At 45.6% G+C, this 21,942-nt stretch carries 21 protein-coding genes; 12 read left to right on the plus strand and 9 right to left on the minus strand.

Translation table 11 applies throughout. The annotated features are described in order from the left end of the window. Positions 1–154 precede the first annotated feature (154 nt). On the plus strand, positions 155–1,021 hold the full coding sequence (locus QTO06_RS04740) for a YicC/YloC family endoribonuclease (protein ID WP_039841297.1): 867 nt from the start codon (positions 155–157) through the stop codon (positions 1,019–1,021). 66 nt (positions 1,022–1,087) lie between these two features. On the opposite strand, the gene QTO06_RS04745 is transcribed toward QTO06_RS04740, so the two are convergent. The 8 genes from QTO06_RS04745 to QTO06_RS04780 form a co-directional block, all read right to left on the minus strand. Then, a complete protein-coding gene (locus tag QTO06_RS04745) occupies positions 1,088–2,041 on the minus strand; it encodes a DMT family transporter (protein ID WP_331407021.1) in 954 nt (317 codons plus the stop codon). Between the two features lie 198 nt (positions 2,042–2,239). Further along, entirely contained in the window at positions 2,240–2,611 is a 372-nt protein-coding gene (locus QTO06_RS04750; protein ID WP_331407022.1) for a hypothetical protein, read from the minus strand. A gap of 167 nt (positions 2,612–2,778) precedes the next feature. Then, positions 2,779–3,204, minus strand: a complete 426-nt coding sequence (locus QTO06_RS04755; protein ID WP_005430195.1) for a phosphate-starvation-inducible protein PsiE — start codon at positions 3,202–3,204, stop codon at positions 2,779–2,781. A gap of 163 nt (positions 3,205–3,367) precedes the next feature. Then, positions 3,368–4,207, minus strand: a complete 840-nt coding sequence (locus QTO06_RS04760) for an ABC transporter ATP-binding protein (RefSeq protein WP_331407023.1) — start codon at positions 4,205–4,207, stop codon at positions 3,368–3,370. A gap of 36 nt (positions 4,208–4,243) precedes the next feature. After that, entirely contained in the window at positions 4,244–5,101 is an 858-nt protein-coding gene (locus QTO06_RS04765) for an ABC transporter ATP-binding protein (protein ID WP_005430191.1), read from the minus strand. Between the two features lie 9 nt (positions 5,102–5,110). Further along, positions 5,111–6,937 carry an extracellular solute-binding protein gene (locus tag QTO06_RS04770; protein WP_331407024.1) on the minus strand — a complete coding sequence of 609 codons (1,827 nt, stop codon included), beginning with the start codon at positions 6,935–6,937 and terminating at the stop codon, positions 5,111–5,113. A gap of 38 nt (positions 6,938–6,975) precedes the next feature. Next, positions 6,976–8,019, minus strand: a complete 1,044-nt coding sequence (locus QTO06_RS04775; protein ID WP_331407025.1) for an ABC transporter permease — start codon at positions 8,017–8,019, stop codon at positions 6,976–6,978. Position 8,020: 1 nt separating this feature from the next. Continuing rightward, the gene (locus tag QTO06_RS04780) at positions 8,021–9,046 is read right to left on the minus strand and encodes an ABC transporter permease subunit (RefSeq protein ID WP_005434432.1); all 1,026 of its coding nucleotides are present in this window, start codon (positions 9,044–9,046) and stop codon (positions 8,021–8,023) included. A gap of 818 nt (positions 9,047–9,864) precedes the next feature. Between QTO06_RS04780 and QTO06_RS04785 the strand changes: the two genes are divergently transcribed. The 7 genes from QTO06_RS04785 to QTO06_RS04815 all read left to right on the plus strand — a co-directional run bounded on the left by QTO06_RS04785 (position 9,865) and on the right by QTO06_RS04815 (position 17,500). Next, positions 9,865–12,465, plus strand: coding sequence for a TonB-dependent receptor plug domain-containing protein (locus tag QTO06_RS04785; protein ID WP_331407026.1), 2,601 nt, complete (start codon positions 9,865–9,867; stop codon positions 12,463–12,465). A 72-nt stretch (positions 12,466–12,537) separates the two neighbouring features. Further along, positions 12,538–13,302, plus strand: coding sequence for a DUF3450 domain-containing protein (locus tag QTO06_RS04790; protein WP_331407027.1), 765 nt, complete (start codon positions 12,538–12,540; stop codon positions 13,300–13,302). 3 nt (positions 13,303–13,305) lie between these two features. Beyond that, positions 13,306–14,667: a MotA/TolQ/ExbB proton channel family protein gene (locus QTO06_RS04795; protein WP_167425066.1), complete on the plus strand. Its 1,362-nt coding sequence runs from the start codon at positions 13,306–13,308 to the stop codon at positions 14,665–14,667. Positions 14,668–14,676: 9 nt separating this feature from the next. Further along, positions 14,677–15,204 carry a MotA/TolQ/ExbB proton channel family protein gene (locus QTO06_RS04800; protein ID WP_005430146.1) on the plus strand — a complete coding sequence of 176 codons (528 nt, stop codon included), beginning with the start codon at positions 14,677–14,679 and terminating at the stop codon, positions 15,202–15,204. A gap of 25 nt (positions 15,205–15,229) precedes the next feature. Next, a complete protein-coding gene (locus tag QTO06_RS04805) occupies positions 15,230–15,637 on the plus strand; it encodes an ExbD/TolR family protein (protein ID WP_005430119.1) in 408 nt (135 codons plus the stop codon). Between the two features lie 4 nt (positions 15,638–15,641). Continuing rightward, positions 15,642–16,274: an energy transducer TonB gene (locus tag QTO06_RS04810; protein WP_005529132.1), complete on the plus strand. Its 633-nt coding sequence runs from the start codon at positions 15,642–15,644 to the stop codon at positions 16,272–16,274. Between the two features lie 11 nt (positions 16,275–16,285). After that, on the plus strand, positions 16,286–17,500 hold the full coding sequence (locus QTO06_RS04815; RefSeq protein WP_103413690.1) for a tetratricopeptide repeat protein: 1,215 nt from the start codon (positions 16,286–16,288) through the stop codon (positions 17,498–17,500). Between the two features lie 142 nt (positions 17,501–17,642). On the opposite strand, the gene QTO06_RS04820 is transcribed toward QTO06_RS04815, so the two are convergent. Beyond that, positions 17,643–17,798: a hypothetical protein gene (locus QTO06_RS04820; protein ID WP_331407028.1), complete on the minus strand. Its 156-nt coding sequence runs from the start codon at positions 17,796–17,798 to the stop codon at positions 17,643–17,645. 32 nt (positions 17,799–17,830) lie between these two features. Between QTO06_RS04820 and gmk the strand changes: the two genes are divergently transcribed. The 4 genes from gmk to trmH all read left to right on the plus strand — a co-directional run bounded on the left by gmk (position 17,831) and on the right by trmH (position 21,786). Continuing rightward, complete coding sequence (gene gmk / locus QTO06_RS04825) at positions 17,831–18,454, plus strand: guanylate kinase (RefSeq protein ID WP_331407029.1); 624 nt, start codon at positions 17,831–17,833, stop codon at positions 18,452–18,454. A 162-nt stretch (positions 18,455–18,616) separates the two neighbouring features. Next, a complete protein-coding gene (rpoZ, locus tag QTO06_RS04830) occupies positions 18,617–18,889 on the plus strand; it encodes a DNA-directed RNA polymerase subunit omega (RefSeq protein WP_005379346.1) in 273 nt (90 codons plus the stop codon). 39 nt (positions 18,890–18,928) lie between these two features. Further along, a complete protein-coding gene (gene spoT, locus QTO06_RS04835) occupies positions 18,929–21,049 on the plus strand; it encodes a bifunctional GTP diphosphokinase/guanosine-3',5'-bis pyrophosphate 3'-pyrophosphohydrolase (RefSeq protein ID WP_331407030.1) in 2,121 nt (706 codons plus the stop codon). Positions 21,050–21,102: 53 nt separating this feature from the next. Next, positions 21,103–21,786, plus strand: a complete 684-nt coding sequence (gene trmH / locus QTO06_RS04840) for a tRNA (guanosine(18)-2'-O)-methyltransferase TrmH (protein WP_005430068.1) — start codon at positions 21,103–21,105, stop codon at positions 21,784–21,786. Positions 21,787–21,942: the final 156 nt, after the last annotated feature.

Here is a 21,942-nt window from a genome sequence, read left to right on the forward strand (position 1 = left end):
GAGGAGAAGACGATTTGGTTGGGCGCAGATTATAACGGAATCGATTAAATAAAGCTATCTGGACAATCTCGACTCAGAATAGCAAAGCCACTGCCATCTTGCTGTGCTACTATTGCGGGGTAATTTTCAGCAAATTAGAAGACAGGAAAATTCAATGATTTACAGTATGACAGCGTACGCGCGTAAAGAAGTGAAAGGCGATTGGGGTAGCGCAGTGTGGGAAATCCGCAGTGTAAACCAACGCTACCTAGAAACTTACTTCCGTATGCCTGAGCAGTTCCGTGCTCTTGAACCAGTACTACGTGAGCGTTTTCGTAAGCGCCTAGCACGCGGCAAAGTAGAATGTAGCCTGCGTTTTGAAGCTAACCCAGCAGCAAAAGCTGAACTAAGCATCAATGAAACACTGGCAAACCAAGTGATCAAAGCCGCAGAGCAAGTGATGCACATGACTGGCGAGCTTAGCCGCATCAACCCATTCCAAGTAATGCAATGGCCTGGCGTGATGGAAACGCCAGAGCAAAACATGGATGAAGTTAACAAAGAACTGCTTGCTGCTTTTGACGAAGCAATCAGCGAGTTCATCGAAGCGCGTGGCCGTGAAGGCGACAACATGAAAGCGCTTATCGAGCAACGCCTAGAAGCGATCACATCAGAAGTTGTGAAAGTGCGCGCACGCATGCCAGAAATCCTCGAGTGGCAACGTGAGCGTCTGTTCTCGAAGTTTGAAGATGCGAAAGTAGAGCTAGACCCATCTCGCGTTGAGCAAGAGCTTATCCTTCTGGCACAGAAATCAGACGTAGCAGAAGAGCTAGATCGTCTTGATTCTCACGTGAAAGAAACCACAAACATCCTGAAGAAAGGTGGCGCAGTTGGCCGTCGTCTAGATTTCATGATGCAAGAGTTCAACCGTGAGTCGAACACGCTAGCGTCAAAGTCGATCAGCACAGACATCACCGCATCAGGTGTTGAACTGAAAGTTCTGATTGAGCAAATGCGTGAACAGATCCAGAACATCGAATAACAGACCTTTCGATTTATCTTCTAAAGCCCTGCATTGCAGGGCTTTTTTAATGACCTTTAGTCTGTGTTAAGCATTGATGTTCTTCATACAATGCTCACATAGCACCGGCTTTGACTCTGCAGATTTAACGCGAAAGCGCTGCCAGAAAGCAGGCTCGGCTTTCGTTACAAAAATACCCCCGAGTAATGGCAGTAGTAGGGCAAGAGAAACCAACGACAAACTGTTACCCGCGATCCATGTTGAAAGACTCAGCGCAATCAACGGGAAAAACAGAAAACAGATCGAAGCGGTAAACGGCGTCGACACTTGCCCAAGTTTAAAGTACGCCACAATGCCACCTACGCTGGCAAACATACCAAGGTAAATCACCGCGGTAATCGAATCTATTGAGAACTGAGAAATGTCTGGCCGTTCAACAAGCAATGAGGTGATAAACAACAGTACGGAAGCGACAAAGCTCGGAAAGGCGTTGTAAGTCAGTACAGGAATGCCCTTGCAGAACTTTTCGACAAACACATACATCACCGAATGAATTGCGACCGCCCCACCTAAAGCGAGAAAGCCCAGTAGATAATCCTCGCCACCTAAACTCATCTCTTTAGCCAGAATCAGAATTAAGCTCAGAACCGCCACCAAAAGACCAGCAATCTGCAATTTCCGCAACCTAAGCCCAAGGAACAAGCTCGATGTCACCATCACTGCGATCGGCATATTGGCGAAGATGATCGAAGCAAGACCTGATGAAATGTACTGTTCGCCAAAAATCATCAAGGTAAATGGAATCGCGAAATAGAAAATCGCGACCACGAACATCCAAAATACTTTTCCCTTAGGAAAGAACAGGGGCTGATTGAGGTGTTTCGCCAACATGATTAATAGCGGCGCTGCGATCAAAAAGCGAAGTCCGGTAGCAAAAATGGGCGGAATAGTCTGCACCGCCACTTCCATCGCAAACCACGTGGTGCCCCAAATTAAACACACAGACACAAACAAGATGATCGGTAAATGCTTATGCGTCATGGCGACCTCCCGCTTGTCGGTTGATAACAAGGTTTGGTAGGTGCGCAGCAAGGTGCTCGGTACGAGCAATTAGATTAGTTTTCATTTTTCATTCCCATCACAGGATGGTGCAAATAGAGAGCTATTCACACGCATAACAAATTCACACGGCAATTCGTGCAGTAACATTGTTGGCAGCGATACGCTGCGAGATAGGAATTAAGCTATCGGAGGACGATAGTGAGGGTGCATGTCTGCACTGGTGTAGAGCGCGGCTTTACTTACCGCCATTTCATCTCGGAATGGAGCCTCATAAGATCTTGGCTGAGTTTCAACAACAGCCGTACCCGATGCGTGGCCATGGGAGCAACACTGCTTTTCAAAGCATGTTCCGCCAGGTTCACAACAACCCGGTTCGTCCTGTTTAGCTGAACCAAAGGTTAAATCACAGTAGCTAATATGCAGAGACTCAGCCGTCGTGATGTGGCTCACTGTTGATGATATTTCTGCACGAGCGATACCGCTTGAAAGCGCAAATGCAATCAAGACACTCAACAGAAAATAAATTGTCGATGTGCTTTTCGCCAACATCACAATATCTCATCAGAACAGGTAAAAAGGTTATTATGAAGATACTCATCAATTAGACAAGAAACAAGATGGCTTGAGATGACTTTACACTTTTTTACCCCAATGCCATTTGGATGTGATTCCCCCTCACACAAAAAATTAAGCCTCGCACTGAGCGAGGCTTAACATCATTCGTCTTTTTCGGCGGTTTGATTATCGATATACGGCCAATAATGGTGACCAACTCGAATAACCAAGGTTGCAGCCGCCAGAATAAATGCCGCTAAAGATAACCACACGATCATCACTGAATCGAGCTCTTTCATACCTAAGGTGATATAGCGAGCAATCGCCATCATGGCAATGTAGATCGGGTATCGAACCGGTATTTTACCATTCATCACAAACTGCCCGACCATGGCCAGCACTTCCAGATAGATGAACATTAATAGGATGTCATCAAGTGACACGCGCTTTTGCACATATATATGGACAAACTCTTCAACCATCGCCCACACCGTCGCCATCGTGATGGCAACCAAAAGCACGGCTTCAAGCAGATGAAACAGCTTCAGAAATGGACGACTGAATGATTTAGGTAAATGCGACGGCATAGTCAACTATCCAAACAAATCAAAGGAATAAGCTTGCAGTGTAGCACGCTCTTTTCAAGAAGCTGAAGACGCGTTCTCCCTCCAGTTATAAAAATACGCTCATAATAAAAACGCTCCAACTAAGTGGAGCGTTTTCGATGATGATTTTACTCGGCGGATGGCATTACGCCACTTGCTGCTTTTTTTCTGCTAAGCGCTTTTTCTTGCGATACTTCGGATGAGTAATTGGGATCGCAGAGAGGAGCTTCTTGGTGTAGTCATTTTGAGGGTTCGCGTAGATTTCTTTCGCGTTACCTGCTTCGACTACCTTACCAAAATACATCACCGCCACTTTGTCAGAGACATGCTTCACGACAGACAAGTCATGGGAGATAAAGATAATCGCTAAATTCATCTCTTGTTGCAGTTGAAGCAGTAAATTTAGGATTTGCGCCTGAACCGATACGTCCAGTGCCGACACCGATTCATCACAAATCAGCAACTTAGGCTTAAGTGCAATCGCGCGAGCGATACCAATACGCTGACGCTGACCACCGGAAAACTCATGCGGATAGCGGTTCACTGCAGTTTTTGGCAAACCAACTTTAACCAGTAGCTCTTTCACCCACTGCTTACGCTCTGCAGAAGTACCGATATTGTGAATCACATACGGCTCTTCGAGAATCATGCCAATGGTATGACGTTGGTTGAGTGATTCCATTGGGTCTTGAAAGACAATCTGCATGTCTTTACGCAATGAACGCATTTCTTTGACAGAAAACTTAGTGATGTCTTTACCTTCAAAGAAAATCTTGCCTTCCGTTGGCTCGTACAACTTGAGAATCGTGCGGCCAAGGGTACTCTTACCACAACCAGATTCACCTACTAGGCCAAGGGTTTCCCCCTCACCCACTGACAGCGATACACCATCCACCGCTTTGATGGTGTAGCCTTTCTTAAACAGTCCTTTACCAGATACAAAGTGCTGCTTAAGATTTTCAATTCTTAATACTTCTTTGGCCATAACATCCTCTTTTATGACTTGTTCACTTTGCACCAGTTAGCTAGCAAACATGCTGGCGTCGATCGGTTTAATGTCGATCATTTGCTTGGGCTCGTTATCTAAGCTTGGCATCAAGCCCATCAAACGTTCAGTGTATGGGTGTTGCGGATTATCGAATAGCTCGAAAATCTCTGCCTTTTCAACAATACGACCACCGTACATCACCGCCACGTCATCACACACTTCAGCAACTACACCTAGATCGTGGGTAATGAAGATCATCGCCATGCCCGTTTCTTCTTGAAGCTCGTTCATTAGTTCAAGGATAGACGCCTGAACCGTTACATCCAGTGCAGTGGTTGGCTCATCACAGATCAGAATGTCGGGTTTGCACGCCAACGCCATGGCGATCATCACACGCTGACGCATACCGCCGGATAGATTATGCGGGTACTCGTTCAAGCGCTTTTCTGGCATTGGGATTTTCACTTTCGCCAACATTTCAATGGCGTAAGCCTCACGTTCTTTCTTATCCAACTCAGGACGGTGTAGCTCTAGCACCTCACAAAGCTGACGACCAATAGAGTGCACTGGGTTAAGCGCCGTCATTGGATCCTGGAAGATGATTGAAATGCGATCACCGCGCATGGCATACATTTCTTCTGCCGGCAGTGTCACCAAGTTTGTACCGCGGTAATCAACCTCACCATTGACGATATTACCGTAAGGTTTCGGCAGCAAACCCATGATAGACATGGAGGTCACACTCTTACCACTGCCCGATTCGCCTACAAGGCCAAGCGTACGCCCAGCGCGAACATCAAAGTTCACGCCATGCAGTACTTTCACTGGGCCGTCATCAGTAGTGAATTCGACTTCTAGGTCTTTAACACTCAGGATTACATCGTTTTCCATAACACATCCTTACAGCTTATACGTGTCATCAACGACAACAACCGGTTCAAAGGTTTTACCCGACTTCATCGCCTTTTGGGTTTGTTTCTTAGCGTCCTTATCAATCCAGTAAGTACCATCGCCAATAATGCCGCCGCTAAATAGTGCTTCGGTCATACGGTTCATTGGTTTCTCTGGCAACTTCAACCAACGCCAATGGCCGTAACGAACGTAAGGCACCATGTAACCCGGAACAATCACATGTGCATCAATGATGTCACGTTGGATTTCATGTCCCAGTTGGATCTTCTTATCCATGTCCATGTTGAAACGGTACTCAATGATTTTCTCATCAAGCTCTGGTGTGCTGTAGTTCGTGAAAGAGTTAGTTTGTGGCTTATTGGCATTCACTGAGTGGAAGTACTCCCAATAGGTTGGGATCTCAGACGTACCCATATCTAAAAACGCTAAATCGTGCTTTTTCTCGCGTACGTATTTGAACATCGATGAGCCATCGATCAATTTAAGTTCAATATCCAAGCCAGCCAACTTGGCTTGCTCACGCACAAAGGCAATTCGTGGTGTATGAACAGGTGTCGCGTAGGTCAGCTCAAAGCTCAAACGCTGGCCTTTGTCGTTAACACGGATACCGTCTGAGCCAATCTTATCGAAACCAGCTGCTGCAAATGCTTCAGCCGCTTTTTCTGGGTCAAACTTTGGTGCTTTCGCATCTGGTAGTGTGTATTTACCGTGGCCATAGCCTGTTGGGTTTGGCTTACGGCTGTAATCACCGCGCATGATGTTTTCGATCATGCCATCAAAATCGATCGCGTATGTAATACCCTTACGTATATTTAAATCATCCAATAATGGCATTGCGGTGTTCATCCAAACGCCGCCAGCGCCAACAGGGTATTGGTTGTAACCCCAAAACTTCTGGATGTAGCCTTTTTGATAAGGTGCGGTATTGGACTTGTCATGCCATAAACTTGGTAGCACAAGGCCAAACGCATCTAAACTGCCTTTCTCAAAGTGCTTCTTGGCGATGTCGTTATCACGAATAACCGTGATGCGAATCTTGTCTACGTTATAGCGGTTCTCGTAGTACTTATTGGTGTAACCCCACCAGTCTTCACCGACGTGCTTAAAGGTTACGCTTTTACCTTTTTTGATATCGTCTAGGTAGTAAGCACTAGTCGTAGGCTCGCTCTTGAAGTTGTAATAGCGGACAAAGTTGTCGTGAATACCATCACCGTTCTCATCTTTCTTTGGATTCGCATAGAAATGAGCAGGACGAGGACGCAGCGCCCCCATTCTTAACAACAACTCTTCGGGATTAAGTTCTTTCGCTGCCTTCACGGCGAACGTATGATCATCAAACTTAATCACATCAGCGACAGTTTTGTTGTAGTAGTCGTTATACCAAGGCTCAAGAATGTCTTTCGAACGATAGAACTTAAGCATGAAAACAAAATCGTCTGCCGTGACTGGTTTGCCATCGGACCATTTCGCTTCTGGGTTTAGTTTGAAGTAAACCGTCTTATTATCACCGGCTAGTGCCCACTCATTGGCCAGTTCAGGGATAAATTCTAGGGTGTCTGGGTGGCGAACCACCAACCCTGGCGTCTCGTCCAAGATGAACGAACGCAAGCCAGAGTTCGCATCCGGGCCGACGCTACGTAGAGTCTGCGGAAAGCTCGACATGTAAGTACGATAAGTACCACCACGTTTCGCTTCAGGCGAGCCATATTGCGGCTCATCCCAGTTTGTTTGCCAGTTTAAGTCAGTCGGTAGCGTTGCTGACATCGCACCAAAACTTAGGGCGCTCAGCGTGGACGCTAAAAATAATTTTTTCATAAAACTTCCCTTTTTTATGTTTTGCTCACAATGCTTGCTTAAACATAGCGTGTGAATTTTTTCGGGTCGAACGCCGCTCGAATCGCTTCACCAATAAAGGTCACCATGACCAATACCAGTACAATCGAAGCCACAACTGATGAAACAATCCATGGTGAGTCTAAATTCGACTTACCTTGTTGCAACAGCTCGCCCCAACTTGGAGTTGGTGGCATCAAGCCAAGGCCGAGGTAGTCCAGAGCCGTTAGCGCTGTGATGTTTGCTGCGATAGTAAATGGTGCAAGCGTCACGATCATCACCATGGTATTTGGGAGGATATGATTAAACAAAATACGACCTGTTGATGCTCCTAGCGCACGCGCTGCCATCACATATTCGCGAGCCGATTCTTTATAGGTCATGGTACGCATGTACCAAGTCATCCCCATCCAACCAAACAGTACGTTAATGGCGACGAACAAGGTAAAGGTGGGCTGCACAATGGATACCAAGATCATGATGACGTACAAGAACGGCACCATAGACCACACTTCGATCAAGCGTTGAACAAACAGGTCGAACTTACCACCCCAGAAGCCCATCGCACAGCCAACAGCAGTACCAATCGCGTAAGAGATTGCCATTGTTAGTAGCGCAAATCCCATCGCAGTACGGAAGCCGTAAACCAATCTAGCCAAAATATCACGACCGATTACATCCGTACCTAGGTAGTGTTTATTTTCAGCATCGGGTGCCGTTGGAGGGAAATCACCACTAAAGTCTTGCTCGTATGGGTTCCAAGGAACAATCGGTAGAATCACGAAGTTATCGCCGCCTTCAGCTTCAAATACTTTCTGCAGCTCTCGATAATCGGCTTCACTCGAAGAAGCTTGGCCAAACTCGCTACCTAAACGTACATCACTGACGACTGGGAAATAGTAACTGCCATCGTATTTCACCATTAAAGCTTTACTGTTGATCAACAGCTCTGCAAACAGAGAAAGGATCAACATGGTAGATAAGATCAAAAACGACCAGTAACCACGTTTGATTTCTTTAAAGTGACGGATTTTCTTTTGAGTTAATGGGCTAACTTTAATCATATTACGCTCCAAACTTCACACGTGGGTCGACTAAAGCAACACAGATATCTGAAATGATATTGCCGATCAGTAGCAATACCGCGTTGATAGCTACGATGCCCATTACCACTGGGTAATCGCGCTCCATGATGGATTCATAGCCAAGCAGACCGATACCATCAATGTTAAAGATTACTTCGATAAGGAAAGCACCCGTCATGAAGAACAACAGCGAATTACCAAAGTGAGAAGCGATAGGAATCAAGCTATTGCGCAAAGCGTGCTTACGTACCGCTTTCTTAAACGGTAAACCTTTAGCAATCGCAGTACGAATGTAATCTGACGATAAGTTTTCCATCAGGTTGTTTTTCATCGTCATCGTCAGCGTTGCAAAGTCACCAATCAAGTAACAGATCAGAGGCAATACCGCATGCCACATAATGTCTTTAGCGCGCTCAAAGAAGGTTTCGTAATCATCAAAATCATCGCCAACAAAGCCCCCCATTGGGAACCATTCTAGGTGATAACTGAATAGCGTAATCAGCAAAACACCAACCACATAACCCGGTAAGGCGTAGCCAACGAAAATAAGAATAGAAGAAGCGGAGTCAAATACGGAGCCGTGTTTAAGCGCTTTATAGTAGCCGAGCGGAATCGAAATAAAGTAACTGATAAAGAAGGTCATTCCGCCATAAAACAAAGACACAGGTAAGCGCTCTGCAATCATGTCAGATACAGGTTCGTAATATCGAGTCGATTCACCTAAATCTAACGTCACCAAACGGCTTAACCACTCAACATACGCTTCCATGACTGGTTTATCCAGTCCGTAAAAAGCGTTTAGCTCTGCAATTTGGTCATCAGATAAGGCGGTGTTACCACCAGCTGATGTCATAGACGCGGCACCATCACCTTGCGCCTGCATTTGTGACAGCATGCGCTCTACTGGCCCACCGGGAACAAATCGAGTGATCGCGAAGATAAGAATGGTAATTCCGAGAAACGTTGGAATTACCAACGCTAAACGGCGTAAAAAGTACGACAGCATATACAACTTGCTCCTTGTCTACTGTCCATTATTAGGCGGGTTTGGAGAGGAGAATTCCGGCCCAAAATGGTGCATCTCTATCCCGTAGTAACTAAAGCTGTTGAAACACACTCCCTGAGTTTCAAAAGCTAGTTTTTTCCACTACTGCAATAATTTCAGCGTCATATTTATCTTGAATCTGAGTAAGCTTCAAGTGTTTGAATCCAAAACATGACAAACTTCTTCCGATGTCGAAAAATAGAAATGTTTTTGTAAATAATTATAAAAAACCACAAAACCAATTCACACAGAATATCAATCTAGGCACTCTAGAGCCAAAACCCCATATAAACATGCAGTTCTGAAGAATAAATAGCCAAAACAACCTAACTTCCATTTGACCTAAAAATACGAGTGAGCCCTTTTATAACGGTGGGTATCATATTCTGATACCACCCCATGCGATCGAGTTAACATACAGAGCATTCCATAAAAACCCTCAAGCAGAACAATCATCTAGATTAATGTTTAAATTCAGTGCCAATCGCCCACTTAAAAAGTATAGACGATATAAGTCATTAGACTTTACAAGAAACACAAAATACGGTGTTTTATTAAAATTTAATCTCAATTTATAAACGTCATGCAGTAAATTATTCTGTGATTTATGTCACTTTTGGTTTTTTACATCTTTTTTACATTTCTTTATCTCTGTTTACCACTGGTTTGACTTCCTTTTTTCATCTCAGGTATACATGTCCGGAACGTTAACGAAATATTAACGTCATAATTGGCCGTTATGGCCAGACATAGGAATAATAATAATCGGAGCAACAAGGATGTATAAAAACACAACCGCTTTATCTGTTGCGATCAGCCTTGCACTGGGGACGGCAGCAGTGGCCCCTCTAGCAGCGCAGGCAGAAGAGCAGCAAGTTGAAAAACTACAGAAGATGAAAGTGACTGGCTCACGTCTAACACGTCAGTCAATGGAAGGTAGCACTCCTGTAGCTGTTATTGGCCGTGCAGAAATCGAACGTGCTGGTGACATTTCAATCGCTGACGTATTACGTCGCTCATCACTGAACACTTTCGGTTCATTTAGTGAACGCTCAGGCAGTTCAGCACAGAGCCAAGCAACTATCAGCCTACGTGGTATCGGTGACTCTCGAACTCTTGTACTAATTAACGGTAAACGACTACCTGGTTCAGCATCAATGGGTGGTGGCCCAGCTAACATCAACGTAATCCCAGCAGCAATTGTGGAACGTGTTGAAGTGATGGCAGATGGCGGCTCAGCTGTATACGGTTCTGATGCGGTTGCGGGTGTAGTTAACATCATTTTGAAGGATGAGTTTGAAGGTCTAAACATCACAGGTGGTGTTGGTATCCCAAGCCAAGAAGGTGGTGACGAGAAAAACTTCTCAGTAGTCGCTGGTACATCAAGTGAGAAGGGTAATATTTATTTCTCATTCGAACACGATAGCAAAGATGAGATTTATCTACGCGATCGCGACTACCTATCTTCACAAAATACTGATTCTGCAAATTACTTTGATATGCGTGGCGTAAGTATTTATGGCCGAAACGTTTACCATAACGGTGAACTGAAAGCGCTTAAAGGTTACGATTCTGATGCCGATTGTGAAGGCAAATCTGGCTTTGTTGGTCTAACTAATTACCCAGGCCTTGGTGATATCTGTGGTTACGACTACACGGCTGAAGCGGCACAGACTTCTTCTCTAGAGCGTAACAACGTATTCATCAACGGTAACCTTTTCCTAACTGATACGACGACTTTCAACTCTCAAATTCTTTTGAGTCGTAATACCAGTTTTGGTCGTTATGCTCCTGCAGCAGGTTGGTTTGAGGTTGATCCAACAACATCAGGTGGCGAAGATTTCTTTACCGAAAACGGCTTAGATCCGGCGGCAGGCCCTGCTCGCGTTTACTACCGTTTTACTAACGTAGGAACTCGCGACACTAACGTAACTGACTTCCAAGCAGACATCAAAGCCGGTCTTGATGGCACATTCGACACAGACTCCTTTGGTGAAATGATTTGGGAAACAGGCTACCACCTAAACTACTCAAACAGTAACGAACGTGGCACAGGCTATGTATTCCGTTCACCAGCAGAAAGCCTTGCGAACAATGGTGAGTTTGTAAACGGCGAGTTTAGCGAAGATGCAACTAACGATCTTTCAGCGACAACAAGCCGTGAAAGTGAAATGGAAATGCACCAAGTTTATGGCGGCCTACAGTTCGACCTAGCCGAAGTTGGTGATGTTACCATCCCTCTATACCTAGGTATGGAATACACAACTTACGACTTCTCTGACATCTACGACTCGCAAAGTGAAGCAGGCAACATCATCGGTAGTGCTGGTAACTCAGCCTCTGGTGATCGCCAAACTTACGCTTTCTATGCCGAGTCACTAGTTATGTTCACTGACGAACTAGAAATGAACTTAGCAGCTCGTTATGACCACTACAGTGATTTTGGTAGCGAAGTTTCTCCAAAGGTATCTTTCCGTTACCAACCATTGGATAACTTGATGTTCCGTGCTGGCGCGGGTATGGGCTTCCGAGCACCAACACTAGCTAACCTATACGGTGCTGACTCGTTCTCTTCTGACTACGCTAAAGATTACGTTTACTGTGAAGCAAATGGCATCTCAGATGCGGATTGTCCTGAGACACAATACGATGCTTACCGTACTTCAAACGAAGATCTTGACGCTGAAACATCCGTATCGTTCAACCTAGGTGCAAGCTACTCACCAATCGAAGACCTATCTCTTGGTTTGGATTACTACAACATCACTATCGACGACATGATCACGCTAAATACTCTTCAAAGCATGATCAACGAAGAACGTAATAGTGGCACTGAAAACGAAAATATCGTTCGTGACGCGAGCGGGCGTATTGTAGAAGCTTATGTACCAATGGTTAACCGCGGCACACTAGAGACATCAGGCCTAGACTTAAAAGCAAACTACATCTACGACTTTGATGCATTCTCATTGCGCTACGACTTTACTGGTACGTACGTTCTTGATTACACAGCTCCAGAGTACGTTGACGGACCTTCAAACAACAAAGTTGGCCGTAATGGTCTACCAGAGTACCGCTTCAACACAGGTGTGGGTGTTAACTTCCTAAGTGAACACGATCTATACCTATCTGCTGACCACATTGCAGGCCAAGCTCAAGATGTTGACGAGAACTACAATAAGACCGGTTCTATTCCATCACATACAACATGGAACCTTGCGTATAACTACTTAGCACCTTGGGATGCGAAGCTAACTGCCGGTGTACGTAACCTAACAGATGAAGATCCAGCATTTGAGTCTGATGGCGTTACTTACAATGCTGACCTATACAGCATTCAAGGCCGCGTGTACTTCTTGAAATACTCTCAGAACTTTTAATTAAACCTTTTGGCGCAGGAGCTTTTCCTGCGCCCTATTCGACTGACTTTATACACTGACAAGGATGCTACTATGACGTTAAAGGAATTTGGCGTAAGTGCAATTACTGCCGCGATTCTAACGGTAAGTGGAGCAGCTATTGCTGCAGACTCCGGTACTGTTGTCGCTAACCAAGCAAAGACAACGAAGTCTTCTCAGGCTTCACAACAAAAAATCGACGGATATGCTGAAAGTGCGGAAAGCATGCTAGCTGAATACAAAGGCTTGCTTCGCCAAATCGACAGCATGAAAGTCTACAACGAACAAATCAATCGCATGGTTCAATCTCAGCAGGGAGAGCTGGATTCATTGAACAGTCAGATTGCTCAAATCGACCAAACGGCGACTGAGGTTGTACCTTTGACGCTGAAAATGATTGATGCACTTGATGAATTCGTCGTACTCGACCTTCCTTTCCAAAAAGAAGAGCGTACCAAGCGTGTCAATGAACTGCGTGACCTAATGGACCGTGCAGACGTAACGACTTCAGAAAAATTCCGTAAAGTGATGGAAGCGTATCAAATCGAAGAAGGCTTCTCTCGCTCAATTGAATCTTACAAAGCTAGCCTAGAGCGCAACGGTGAGACCGTGACTTACGACTTCCTACGTATTGGTCGTACTGCGCTTCTATTCCAATCTCCGGATGGCGGTGAAACAGGTATGTGGAATCAACAAACCCGTCAATGGGAGTCACTACCTGAAAACTACCGTATCGCTGTACAGCAAGGCCTTCGTATCGCTAAGAAACAAGCGCCACCAGCGCTGATCAAACTGCCTGTATTTGCTGGGGAGGAATAAGAAATGAAAGGATTCAAAACTCTAGCCGCTGGTTTACTAGCGAGCTTATTCATGATTTCTGGTGCTCAAGCTGAGGCACCTCAGAACCTATCTGAGCTACTGAAAAACGTAAAATCAGAAAGTATCGTTGAATCAAAAGAGAACAAAGCTCGTGAAGCTGAGTTCAAAAACAACCGTGACCAACAAGCTGCACTTCTTGAAAAAGCTCGTGCAGAACTTGCATCGCAACAAGCACTTGGTGATGAGCTAAAAGCCACGTTTGATGAAAACGACAAGCAGCTAACTGAACTTACTGAAACACTGCGCGTTCGTTCTGGTACTTTAGGTGAGATGTTTGGTGTGGTTCGCCAGTATGCTGGTGAGTTTAAAGGTCTATTTGCCGCTTCGCAAAACGCCGTTCTTTTCCCTGAGCGTGATGCTCTGCTGTCTAAACTAGCAGAAAGTAAAGAACTGCCATCAACGCAAGAACTTGAAGCGTTTTGGCACACTATTCTACAACAGGTAGTTGCATCAGGTGATACCACAACAGCACCGGCAACCGTTGTATATGGTGAAGGTAAAGAAGCGGTACGTGACGTAACCCTAGTAGGTGAGTTTAACGCAATTGCAGATGGCAAATATGTAACTTACGTACCTCAAACTGGTAAGTTCGAAGAGCTATCACGTCAACCAAGCAAAAACATCACTCGCCTAGTTGGCGGTTTTGAAGCAGCAGACGGCACATACGAACCACTGTTTATCGACCCATCTCGTGGTGTGATTCTGTCTCTACTTGTACAAAGCCCTACTGTTCAGGAACGTATTGACCAAGGTGGTATTGTTGGCTACGTAATCCTAGCTATGGGTGCAGTTGGTGCACTTATCGCACTCGCTTGTTACCTACGCCTATTGGTTATCGGTGGCAAAATGCGCAAACAAGCGAAATCCGACACTGTTATTCCTGGCAACCCTCTAGGTGAAGTTATCCAAGCTTACCAAGAACACAAAGGTGACAACCTTGAAGATCTTGAAGCGAAACTGGATGAAATCATCCTTCGTAACGCACCGAGCATTGAACGCTTTATCAGCTCAATCAAACTGTTCGCTTCTGTGGCACCACTTCTAGGTCTACTGGGTACGGTTATGGGTATGATCGGTACGTTCCAAGCAATCACACTATTTGGTACAGGTGATCCGAAGCTAATGGCTGGCGGTATCTCAGAAGCACTTGTTACTACGATGCTTGGTCTGGTTGTCGCAATTCCTCTACTGTTCCTGTACACCATCGTACACAGTAAAGGTCGTCGTTTGGTTCAAACTCTTGAAGAACAGAGTGCAGGCTTCATCGCTCGCTATCAGGAAAAACTGCATAAAGCCGAAAGCTAAGGAGGCGTTATGTGGTGGTTAGTTGGAGAACTTGAATCAATTAGGCGCTTCTTGGGAATGGGTGGCGACGTGCTTGTCGTCATCTTTATCCTCAGCTTCATGTTGTGGGCAGTATTGCTAGAACGTTGGTTTTACTTCGCTGCCGTCGCTCCAAAAGCAATGAAAAAAGCCGTTAGCTTTTGGGAAGAGCGCTCAGAACATAAAAGCTGGAACGCTAAGATGATCCGACAAGAAATCGTTTCTCGTCAGGATATTGAGAATAAAAAGGGACTACCAATCGTTAAAGTACTGATTGCACTTTGTCCCCTACTTGGTCTACTCGGCACCGTTGTCGGCATGATTCAAGTATTCGATATCTTAGCGGTTACAGGTACAGGAAGCCCTCGAGCAATGGCCTCGGGGATCTCAAAGGCAACAATCCCAACATTAGCGGGAATGGTGGCTTCTCTATCAGGACTGTTCTTTAGTACTCGTCTTGATCATTTAGCCAAAGTCACCACGCAGAAGCTTGAAGACAAGCTAAAGCATATTGCCTGAGTAAACGGAATTAGAGGTATAGGTCATGAAGAGACGCTATAGCAATGACAGCAGTGATGAAGCTGCTATCGATATGACACCGATGCTCGACATCGTCTTCATCATGTTGATCTTCTTTATCGTAACAACATCGTTCGTTAAAGAAGCCGGTCTAGAAGTAAATCGCCCTACGGCAAGCTCAGCGCAAACCGTGAAGAAAGGTAACATCATGGTTGCCATCGGCGCTGCGGGTGATGTTTGGGTTGATAAACGTCGCATCGAAGTAGATGCAGTACGTGCCAACATCGAACGTCTACGTGCAGAAAGCCCAGACGGTGCGGTTGTTATCCAAGCGGATACTGAAGCTAACGCTGGTGTAGTCGTGAAGGTTATGGACCAGATTAAGATGGCAGGTGTAGAAAGCATCTCCATTGCCGCAACCAATAAGGATTAAGCCTATGCGGTATCTGGCCTCAATTGCACTGGCGCTCATTGTCTCCCTCGGATTGTTCTGGGGGATGGACAAGCTAGTAAACAAAGAGCGCCACGAGCTAGTGTCGAATGATGATCTCCGTATGGTTGAATTCATTCGCATTAAACCGGACGAAAAAATACAGGAGAAAAAGCGCGAACTCCCGAAACCACCACCACCGAAACGCCCACCGCCACCACCTGAAATGAAGGTGACAGCGACGGTCAAGCCGGTGATGGATCAAATCCCGATGGACATGCCAAAACTTGACTTACCAGTCAATGTTACAGGTGGTTCCGTACTCGGTCACTACTCGCAAGGTGGTGGTGCTCAACTGGCTGGAAGCGGAGGCCCTGTTCCTCTTGCAACATTCCAACCTCAAATGCCACGTAAAGCGGCACGAGCAGGGATTGAGAAAGGTATCGTTTTAGTAGAGTTTACTGTTAACGAGCGTGGCAGTGTTCAAGATGTCAAAGTCTTAAAAGAAACTCCACGTAAGTTAGGCTTGGGTAAAGCAGCAAGAAAAACCGTATCAAAGTGGACCTTTAAACCAAAAATGGTTGATGGAAAGCCGGTTACTTCACGCTTATCGCAAGAAATTGAGTTCTCTACAAACTAAGGAGTTGCAACATGAAAACATATACAAAATTGTTAGCTTCTCTATTGGTTATTGCAGGTGCGTACAGTGCACCTGCCCTAGCAAAAACACCAGAGTTGTCTGACAGAACGTTTCGAACGGTAAATAAAGTTCAAGAACTTATCGCCGAAGAAAATTACTCTAAAGCGATTTCAAAGATTAACTCAGCGCTGGAAAGCTCTGGCAAGAAGCAATATGACAAAGCCGTTTTGCTACAACAAATGGGGTTCCTATATTCATTAAAGGACGACTATCCCAAGGCCGCGAAGTACTTTGCTCAAGCTTTGAGTTTAGACGCTCTACCGGTACCAGTAGCACAACAAGTACGTTATAGCTTAGCTCAGCTTTATCTAGCAGAAGGCCAGTTTAAAAAGTCTGTTGTTACGATGAAGGAATGGTTCAAGATTGCTGAAACGACGGAAGAAAAGCCACAAGCACACGCATACATAACATTAGCGAGTGCTTATGTTCAGTTGTCTGATTACAAAAATGCGATTCCACCGACCAAAAAAGCAATCGCAATGAGTAAGAACCCAAGTGAGTCTTGGTATCAATTGCTGATGTCCGCGCACTATGAACTTAAGCAATTCAAAAGTGTTGCTGGCGTACTGAAAATTTTAACCACCAAGTATCCAAAAAATAAGCGCTACTGGACTCAATTGTCTGGTATTTATATGGAGTTAAATCAAGAACGAAATGCACTTTCTACTTTGGAGATGGCTCATAAATTAGGCCTTCTAGAGGAAGAAAAAGAGTACTTACGTTTAGTGAACTTCCAAGCTTATCAAGGTGTACCTTTCCGTGCAGCCAAGACAATGCAAGTGTCGATGGATGAAGGTAAGATCACGCGTAATGCTAAAAACTTGGAGAAGCTGGCTTCTTTCTGGCAGCAAGCACAGGAGCTCGATAAGTCGATTGAAACCTATGTTGCGGCTTATAAGTTAGCGCCAAAAGCAAAAACGCAGATCAAGATTGCTCGTTTGATGATCTTAGATAAGCAGTACTCTGCAGCAACCAAGTTTGCCAAGAATGCTGCGCCAGACGCCAAGCGTGATGATAAAGGTGAACTGAACTACATTCGAGGTATGGCGTACTTCGAATTAAATCAGCCAAGTAATGCACTAAAAGCAATGAAGAGTGCAGCGCAATCGCCTGACATGAAGCCTGTCGCGAGCCCTTGGATCAACTTCCTAGAGTCCCAAGGCTAACAGGAAACCAACATCTGCAAAGTAGTAACCAAAGTGGTTGTGGTTACTCCGAAAATTAAGTGTGAGTCAGTCGCACGCCTGGGGAAGTGAAAGCTTCCCCTTTTTTCATTTCTGTATAAAGAAGGCGAATTCATACCACACCTCAAAGATCCAAAAGATCGGCTAGCAACCTCAGGGAGATCATGATACTCTTCGCCTCCATTTTTCTGGCGGGTTTATCACCAATCTCAAGCAGTTTGATGAGGAAATCATCAACGCCAGTGCTATCGTTAACGATGTCGATACTTTCTTTCGGCATTCACTCAATCCAACCAATAGTGGAACAGTACAATGGGCAAAGGTACTCTCTATATCGTATCTGCACCTAGCGGCGCAGGTAAATCTAGCTTGATCTCAGCAATGTTGGAGCGTAACCCAACATATGCAATGAAAGTGTCTGTGTCTCATACAACCCGTGGCATGCGCCCAGGTGAAGAAAACGGTGTCCACTACCATTTCGTTGCCAAAGAAGAGTTTGAAGCTCTGATTGCACAAGGCGACTTCTTAGAATACGCAGAAGTGTTCGGTAACTACTACGGCACATCACGCGTATGGATTGAAGAAACGCTAAACAAAGGCATCGACGTTTTCCTAGACATCGACTGGCAGGGCGCGCGTCAGATCCGCGAGCAAATGTCAGAAGCGAAAAGCATCTTTATCTTGCCGCCATCAAATGGCGAGCTTGAGCGCCGCCTAACCACTCGTGGTCAAGACAGCGATGACGTTATCGCAAAACGCATGGCAGAAGCAAAGTCAGAAATCTCGCATTACAACGAGTACGATTATGTGATCGTAAACGACGATTTCGATACTGCATTGATGGACTTTAAAGCCATCCTACGTGCGGAAAGATTGAAGGAAGAAAAGCAAGCTGCTAAATATAAAGGTATGCTTGACGCGCTTCTAGCAGAGTAATTCTGCACTGAAACACAAATTTTCGCTTCTTTATTACGGTAAGGAAGCTTATATTGCTTATATAGAAAGTCATGTTGTTGCACGTCTTATCGCTAGTAAATATTACGCTGAGACTGTATACTTTCTCGTCATTCAAAATTTAGTTAACTATTTGGAGTCCTCATGGCACGCGTAACTGTTCAAGACGCTGTTGAAAAAGTTGGCAACCGTTTCGACCTAGTACTGATTGCGGCTCGCCGCGCTCGTCAAATGCAAACTGGCGGTAAAGATGCACTAGTGCCAGAAGAGAACGATAAGCCAACGGTTATCGCTCTACGCGAAATCGAAGAAGGTTTAATTACTAAAGAAGTTCTAGACGCTCGTGAACGTCAAGAACAGCAAGAGCAAGAAGCGGCAGAGCTAGCGGCAGTAAGCAGCATCGCTCACAACCGTTAATTCTGACTTTAGAATTCAACAACCTCCCGGGCCTATAATTTGTATCTATTCGATAGCCTCAAAGACGTTGCCCAAGAATACCTAACAGAGCCTCAAATTGAGGCTCTGCGTCAATCTTATGTGGTAGCAAGAGATGCCCATGAAGGGCAAACCCGCTCAAGCGGTGAACCATACATCATCCACCCAGTCGCTGTGGCTCGAATCTTGGCCGAAATGCGCCTCGATATCGAAACCCTCCAAGCTGCTTTGCTGCATGACGTCATCGAAGACTGTGACGTTACAAAAGAAGATCTCGAAGAGAAATTCGGCAATACCGTCGCTGAGCTGGTTGATGGTGTATCTAAACTGGACAAACTCAAATTCCGCGATAGGAAAGAGGCACAAGCCGAGAACTTCCGTAAGATGGTTCTGGCGATGGTGCAAGACATTCGCGTTATCCTGATCAAACTGGCTGACCGTACGCACAACATGCGCACGTTAGGAGCCCTGCGCCCCGATAAAAAACGCCGTATTGCTCGCGAAACACTGGAAATCTACGCACCACTGGCTCACCGTCTTGGTATTCACAATATCAAAACGGAACTTGAGGAGCTTGGCTTCGAAGCGCTTTACCCGAACCGCTACCGCGTTCTAAAAGAAGTGGTAAGAGCGGCACGTGGTAATCGTAAAGAGATGATCCAACGTATTCACAGCGAAATTGAAGGTCGACTCGGAGATGTTGGCTTGAATGCGCGCGTGTTAGGTCGTGAAAAAAACCTGTTCTCCATCTACAACAAGATGAAAACCAAAGAACAGCGTTTCCACACCATCATGGACATCTACGCTTTCAGAGTGGTTGTTGATACTGCCGATACTTGTTATCGCGTTCTAGGCCAAGTACACAGCTTGTATAAGCCGCGTCCTGGTCGCATGAAAGATTACATCGCGGTACCAAAAGCGAACGGCTACCAATCGCTACACACTTCTATGGTTGGCCCACATGGCGTGCCAGTTGAAGTTCAGATTCGTACCGAAGATATGGATCAAATGGCGGACAAAGGTGTAGCTGCACACTGGTCATACAAAGACAAAGGCGACAAGTCTGGCACTACAGCGCAGGTGAAAGCTCAGCGTTGGATGCAAAGCCTACTTGAGCTACAGCAAAGCGCTGGTAACTCATTCGAATTCATTGAAAACGTAAAATCGGATCTTTTCCCAGATGAGATTTACGTCTTCACACCAAAAGGTCGTATCGTTGAACTGCCATTAGGCGCAACGGCTGTCGACTTTGCCTATGCCGTACATACTGATGTCGGTAACTCTTGTGTTGGTGCTCGTGTTGACCGTAACCCTTACCCACTAAGTAAGGCACTGAAGAACGGTCAAACAGTAGAAATCATCAGTGCACCAGGTGCGCGTCCAAACGCAGCTTGGTTGAACTATGTCGTGACTTCTCGCGCTCGCACTAAGATTCGTCAAGTATTGAAGACCATGCGTCGTGAAGAGTCGATTACCTTAGGTCGTCGTCTACTGAATCACGCTTTGGGTCGTCATTCGATTGATTCAATCTACCCAGAAAACATCCAAGAAGTGCTGACTGATCTGCGCCTAGAAAGCGTCGATGATCTGCTAGCAGCCATTGGTTTGGGTGAGTTGATGAGTATCGTCATCGCACGTCGCTTATTGGGTGACACTGATGAATTGACCACCACAAGCTCGATTCCAAACGAATCTAACAAGAAGCTGCCAATCCGTGGTGCAGAAGGCCTGCTACTGACTTTCGCAAATTGTTGTCACCCTATTCCGGATGACCACATCATTGCTCACGTATCACCAGGTCGTGGTCTTGTGGTTCACCGTGAAACGTGTCCAAACGTTCGCGGATACCAGAAAGAACCAGACAAATACATGGCAGTCGCTTGGTCTGAAGAGTACGACAAAGAGTTCATTGCTGAACTGAAAGTCGATATGCTCAACAACCAAGGTGCGTTAGCGGAATTGACCAATGTGATTTCGAAAACCGGTTCGAACATTCATGGTCTTTCAACCGAAGAACGCGACGGTCGCTTGTACACCGTTACTGTTCTGCTAACCACCAAAGATCGTGTTCACCTTGCTGGCATCATGCGTAAGATTAAGACCATGCCACAGGCGACTCGAGTCAGACGAAGAAAGAACTAAACTCTATCGCCACCCACACTCTGGGTGGCGATTTTTTTATATCCCTATTGATTATGAATTTAGAACGTTACAACCGCATCCATCAGGTGCTAAAAGCACGCCAAACCGACCTCACTCTGTGCCTTGAAGAAGTTCATAAGCCGAATAATGTTTCCGCCGTGATCCGCACAGCAGACGCAACAGGCTTACACAAAGTTCATGCAATTTGGCCAGACAAAATGCGCACACTTACCCACACCTCAGCCGGGGCACGCAACTGGGTAGAAGTGGATACTCACGATTCGATTGAAACTGCGATTACCGAGCTCAAAGCGCAAGGCATGCAAGTTCTGGTCACTAACCTTTCAGACACCGCGGTCGACTTTCGTGAAATAGACTACACCAAGCCAACGGCGATCATTCTTGGTAGCGAAAAAATTGGCGCTTCAGAGCAAGCAAAGAAACTCGCAGACCAAGACATCATTATTCCAATGATCGGTATGGTGCAGTCTTTGAATGTATCAGTCGCCAGTGCTGTGATTCTTTATGAAGCGCAGCGTCAGCGTGAAGCCGCTGGTATGTACGAACGTGAGGAAAGCGCTCTGCCAAAAGAGACCATCAACCGCATCCTGTTTGAACGAGGACATCCGGTCTTAGCAAAGGTAGCGAAACGCAAAGGGCTAGAATATCCACAACTTGATGACGAAGGCCAAATTGTGGCTGACGAATCATGGTGGAAAGAGATGCAGAAGAAATAAATTCGGGATTCGGGATTCGGGATTCGATTTTGCCTTCCTGGGGACAAGTTCTGTCAACAATTTCTATACTTAAGCTTCTTTCAGTCCATACCCCAGTGCACACATCCCGATTCCCAAAGCGAAGCGTTCTCGAATCTCGGAGCGTAAGCGTTCCCA

Source organism: Vibrio sp. M260121 (genome assembly GCF_036533715.1).
In the GTDB taxonomy this organism is placed as follows: domain Bacteria; phylum Pseudomonadota; class Gammaproteobacteria; order Enterobacterales; family Vibrionaceae; genus Vibrio.

What these genes read in the sequence shown, in the direction of transcription:
- QTO06_RS04820 (WP_331407028.1), bottom strand. Translation starts at nt 17,798, where the DNA reads ATGCCGAAAGAAAGTATCGACATCGTTAACGATAGCACTGGCGTTGAT.
- gmk (WP_331407029.1), top strand. Translation starts at nt 17,831, where the DNA reads ATGGGCAAAGGTACTCTCTATATCGTATCTGCACCTAGCGGCGCAGGT.
- QTO06_RS04745 (WP_331407021.1), bottom strand. Translation starts at nt 2,041, where the DNA reads ATGACGCATAAGCATTTACCGATCATCTTGTTTGTGTCTGTGTGTTTA.
- QTO06_RS04770 (WP_331407024.1), bottom strand. Translation starts at nt 6,937, where the DNA reads ATGAAAAAATTATTTTTAGCGTCCACGCTGAGCGCCCTAAGTTTTGGT.
- QTO06_RS04765 (WP_005430191.1), bottom strand. Translation starts at nt 5,101, where the DNA reads ATGGAAAACGATGTAATCCTGAGTGTTAAAGACCTAGAAGTCGAATTC.
- QTO06_RS04785 (WP_331407026.1), top strand. Translation starts at nt 9,865, where the DNA reads ATGTATAAAAACACAACCGCTTTATCTGTTGCGATCAGCCTTGCACTG.
- QTO06_RS04805 (WP_005430119.1), top strand. Translation starts at nt 15,230, where the DNA reads ATGAAGAGACGCTATAGCAATGACAGCAGTGATGAAGCTGCTATCGAT.
- QTO06_RS04775 (WP_331407025.1), bottom strand. Translation starts at nt 8,019, where the DNA reads ATGATTAAAGTTAGCCCATTAACTCAAAAGAAAATCCGTCACTTTAAA.
- QTO06_RS04780 (WP_005434432.1), bottom strand. Translation starts at nt 9,046, where the DNA reads ATGCTGTCGTACTTTTTACGCCGTTTAGCGTTGGTAATTCCAACGTTT.
- QTO06_RS04740 (WP_039841297.1), top strand. Translation starts at nt 155, where the DNA reads ATGATTTACAGTATGACAGCGTACGCGCGTAAAGAAGTGAAAGGCGAT.
- QTO06_RS04755 (WP_005430195.1), bottom strand. Translation starts at nt 3,204, where the DNA reads ATGCCGTCGCATTTACCTAAATCATTCAGTCGTCCATTTCTGAAGCTG.
- QTO06_RS04790 (WP_331407027.1), top strand. Translation starts at nt 12,538, where the DNA reads ATGACGTTAAAGGAATTTGGCGTAAGTGCAATTACTGCCGCGATTCTA.
- QTO06_RS04810 (WP_005529132.1), top strand. Translation starts at nt 15,642, where the DNA reads ATGCGGTATCTGGCCTCAATTGCACTGGCGCTCATTGTCTCCCTCGGA.
- QTO06_RS04750 (WP_331407022.1), bottom strand. Translation starts at nt 2,611, where the DNA reads ATGTTGGCGAAAAGCACATCGACAATTTATTTTCTGTTGAGTGTCTTG.
- QTO06_RS04815 (WP_103413690.1), top strand. Translation starts at nt 16,286, where the DNA reads ATGAAAACATATACAAAATTGTTAGCTTCTCTATTGGTTATTGCAGGT.
- QTO06_RS04760 (WP_331407023.1), bottom strand. Translation starts at nt 4,207, where the DNA reads ATGGCCAAAGAAGTATTAAGAATTGAAAATCTTAAGCAGCACTTTGTA.
- rpoZ (WP_005379346.1), top strand. Translation starts at nt 18,617, where the DNA reads ATGGCACGCGTAACTGTTCAAGACGCTGTTGAAAAAGTTGGCAACCGT.
- QTO06_RS04800 (WP_005430146.1), top strand. Translation starts at nt 14,677, where the DNA reads ATGTGGTGGTTAGTTGGAGAACTTGAATCAATTAGGCGCTTCTTGGGA.
- trmH (WP_005430068.1), top strand. Translation starts at nt 21,103, where the DNA reads ATGAATTTAGAACGTTACAACCGCATCCATCAGGTGCTAAAAGCACGC.
- QTO06_RS04795 (WP_167425066.1), top strand. Translation starts at nt 13,306, where the DNA reads ATGAAAGGATTCAAAACTCTAGCCGCTGGTTTACTAGCGAGCTTATTC.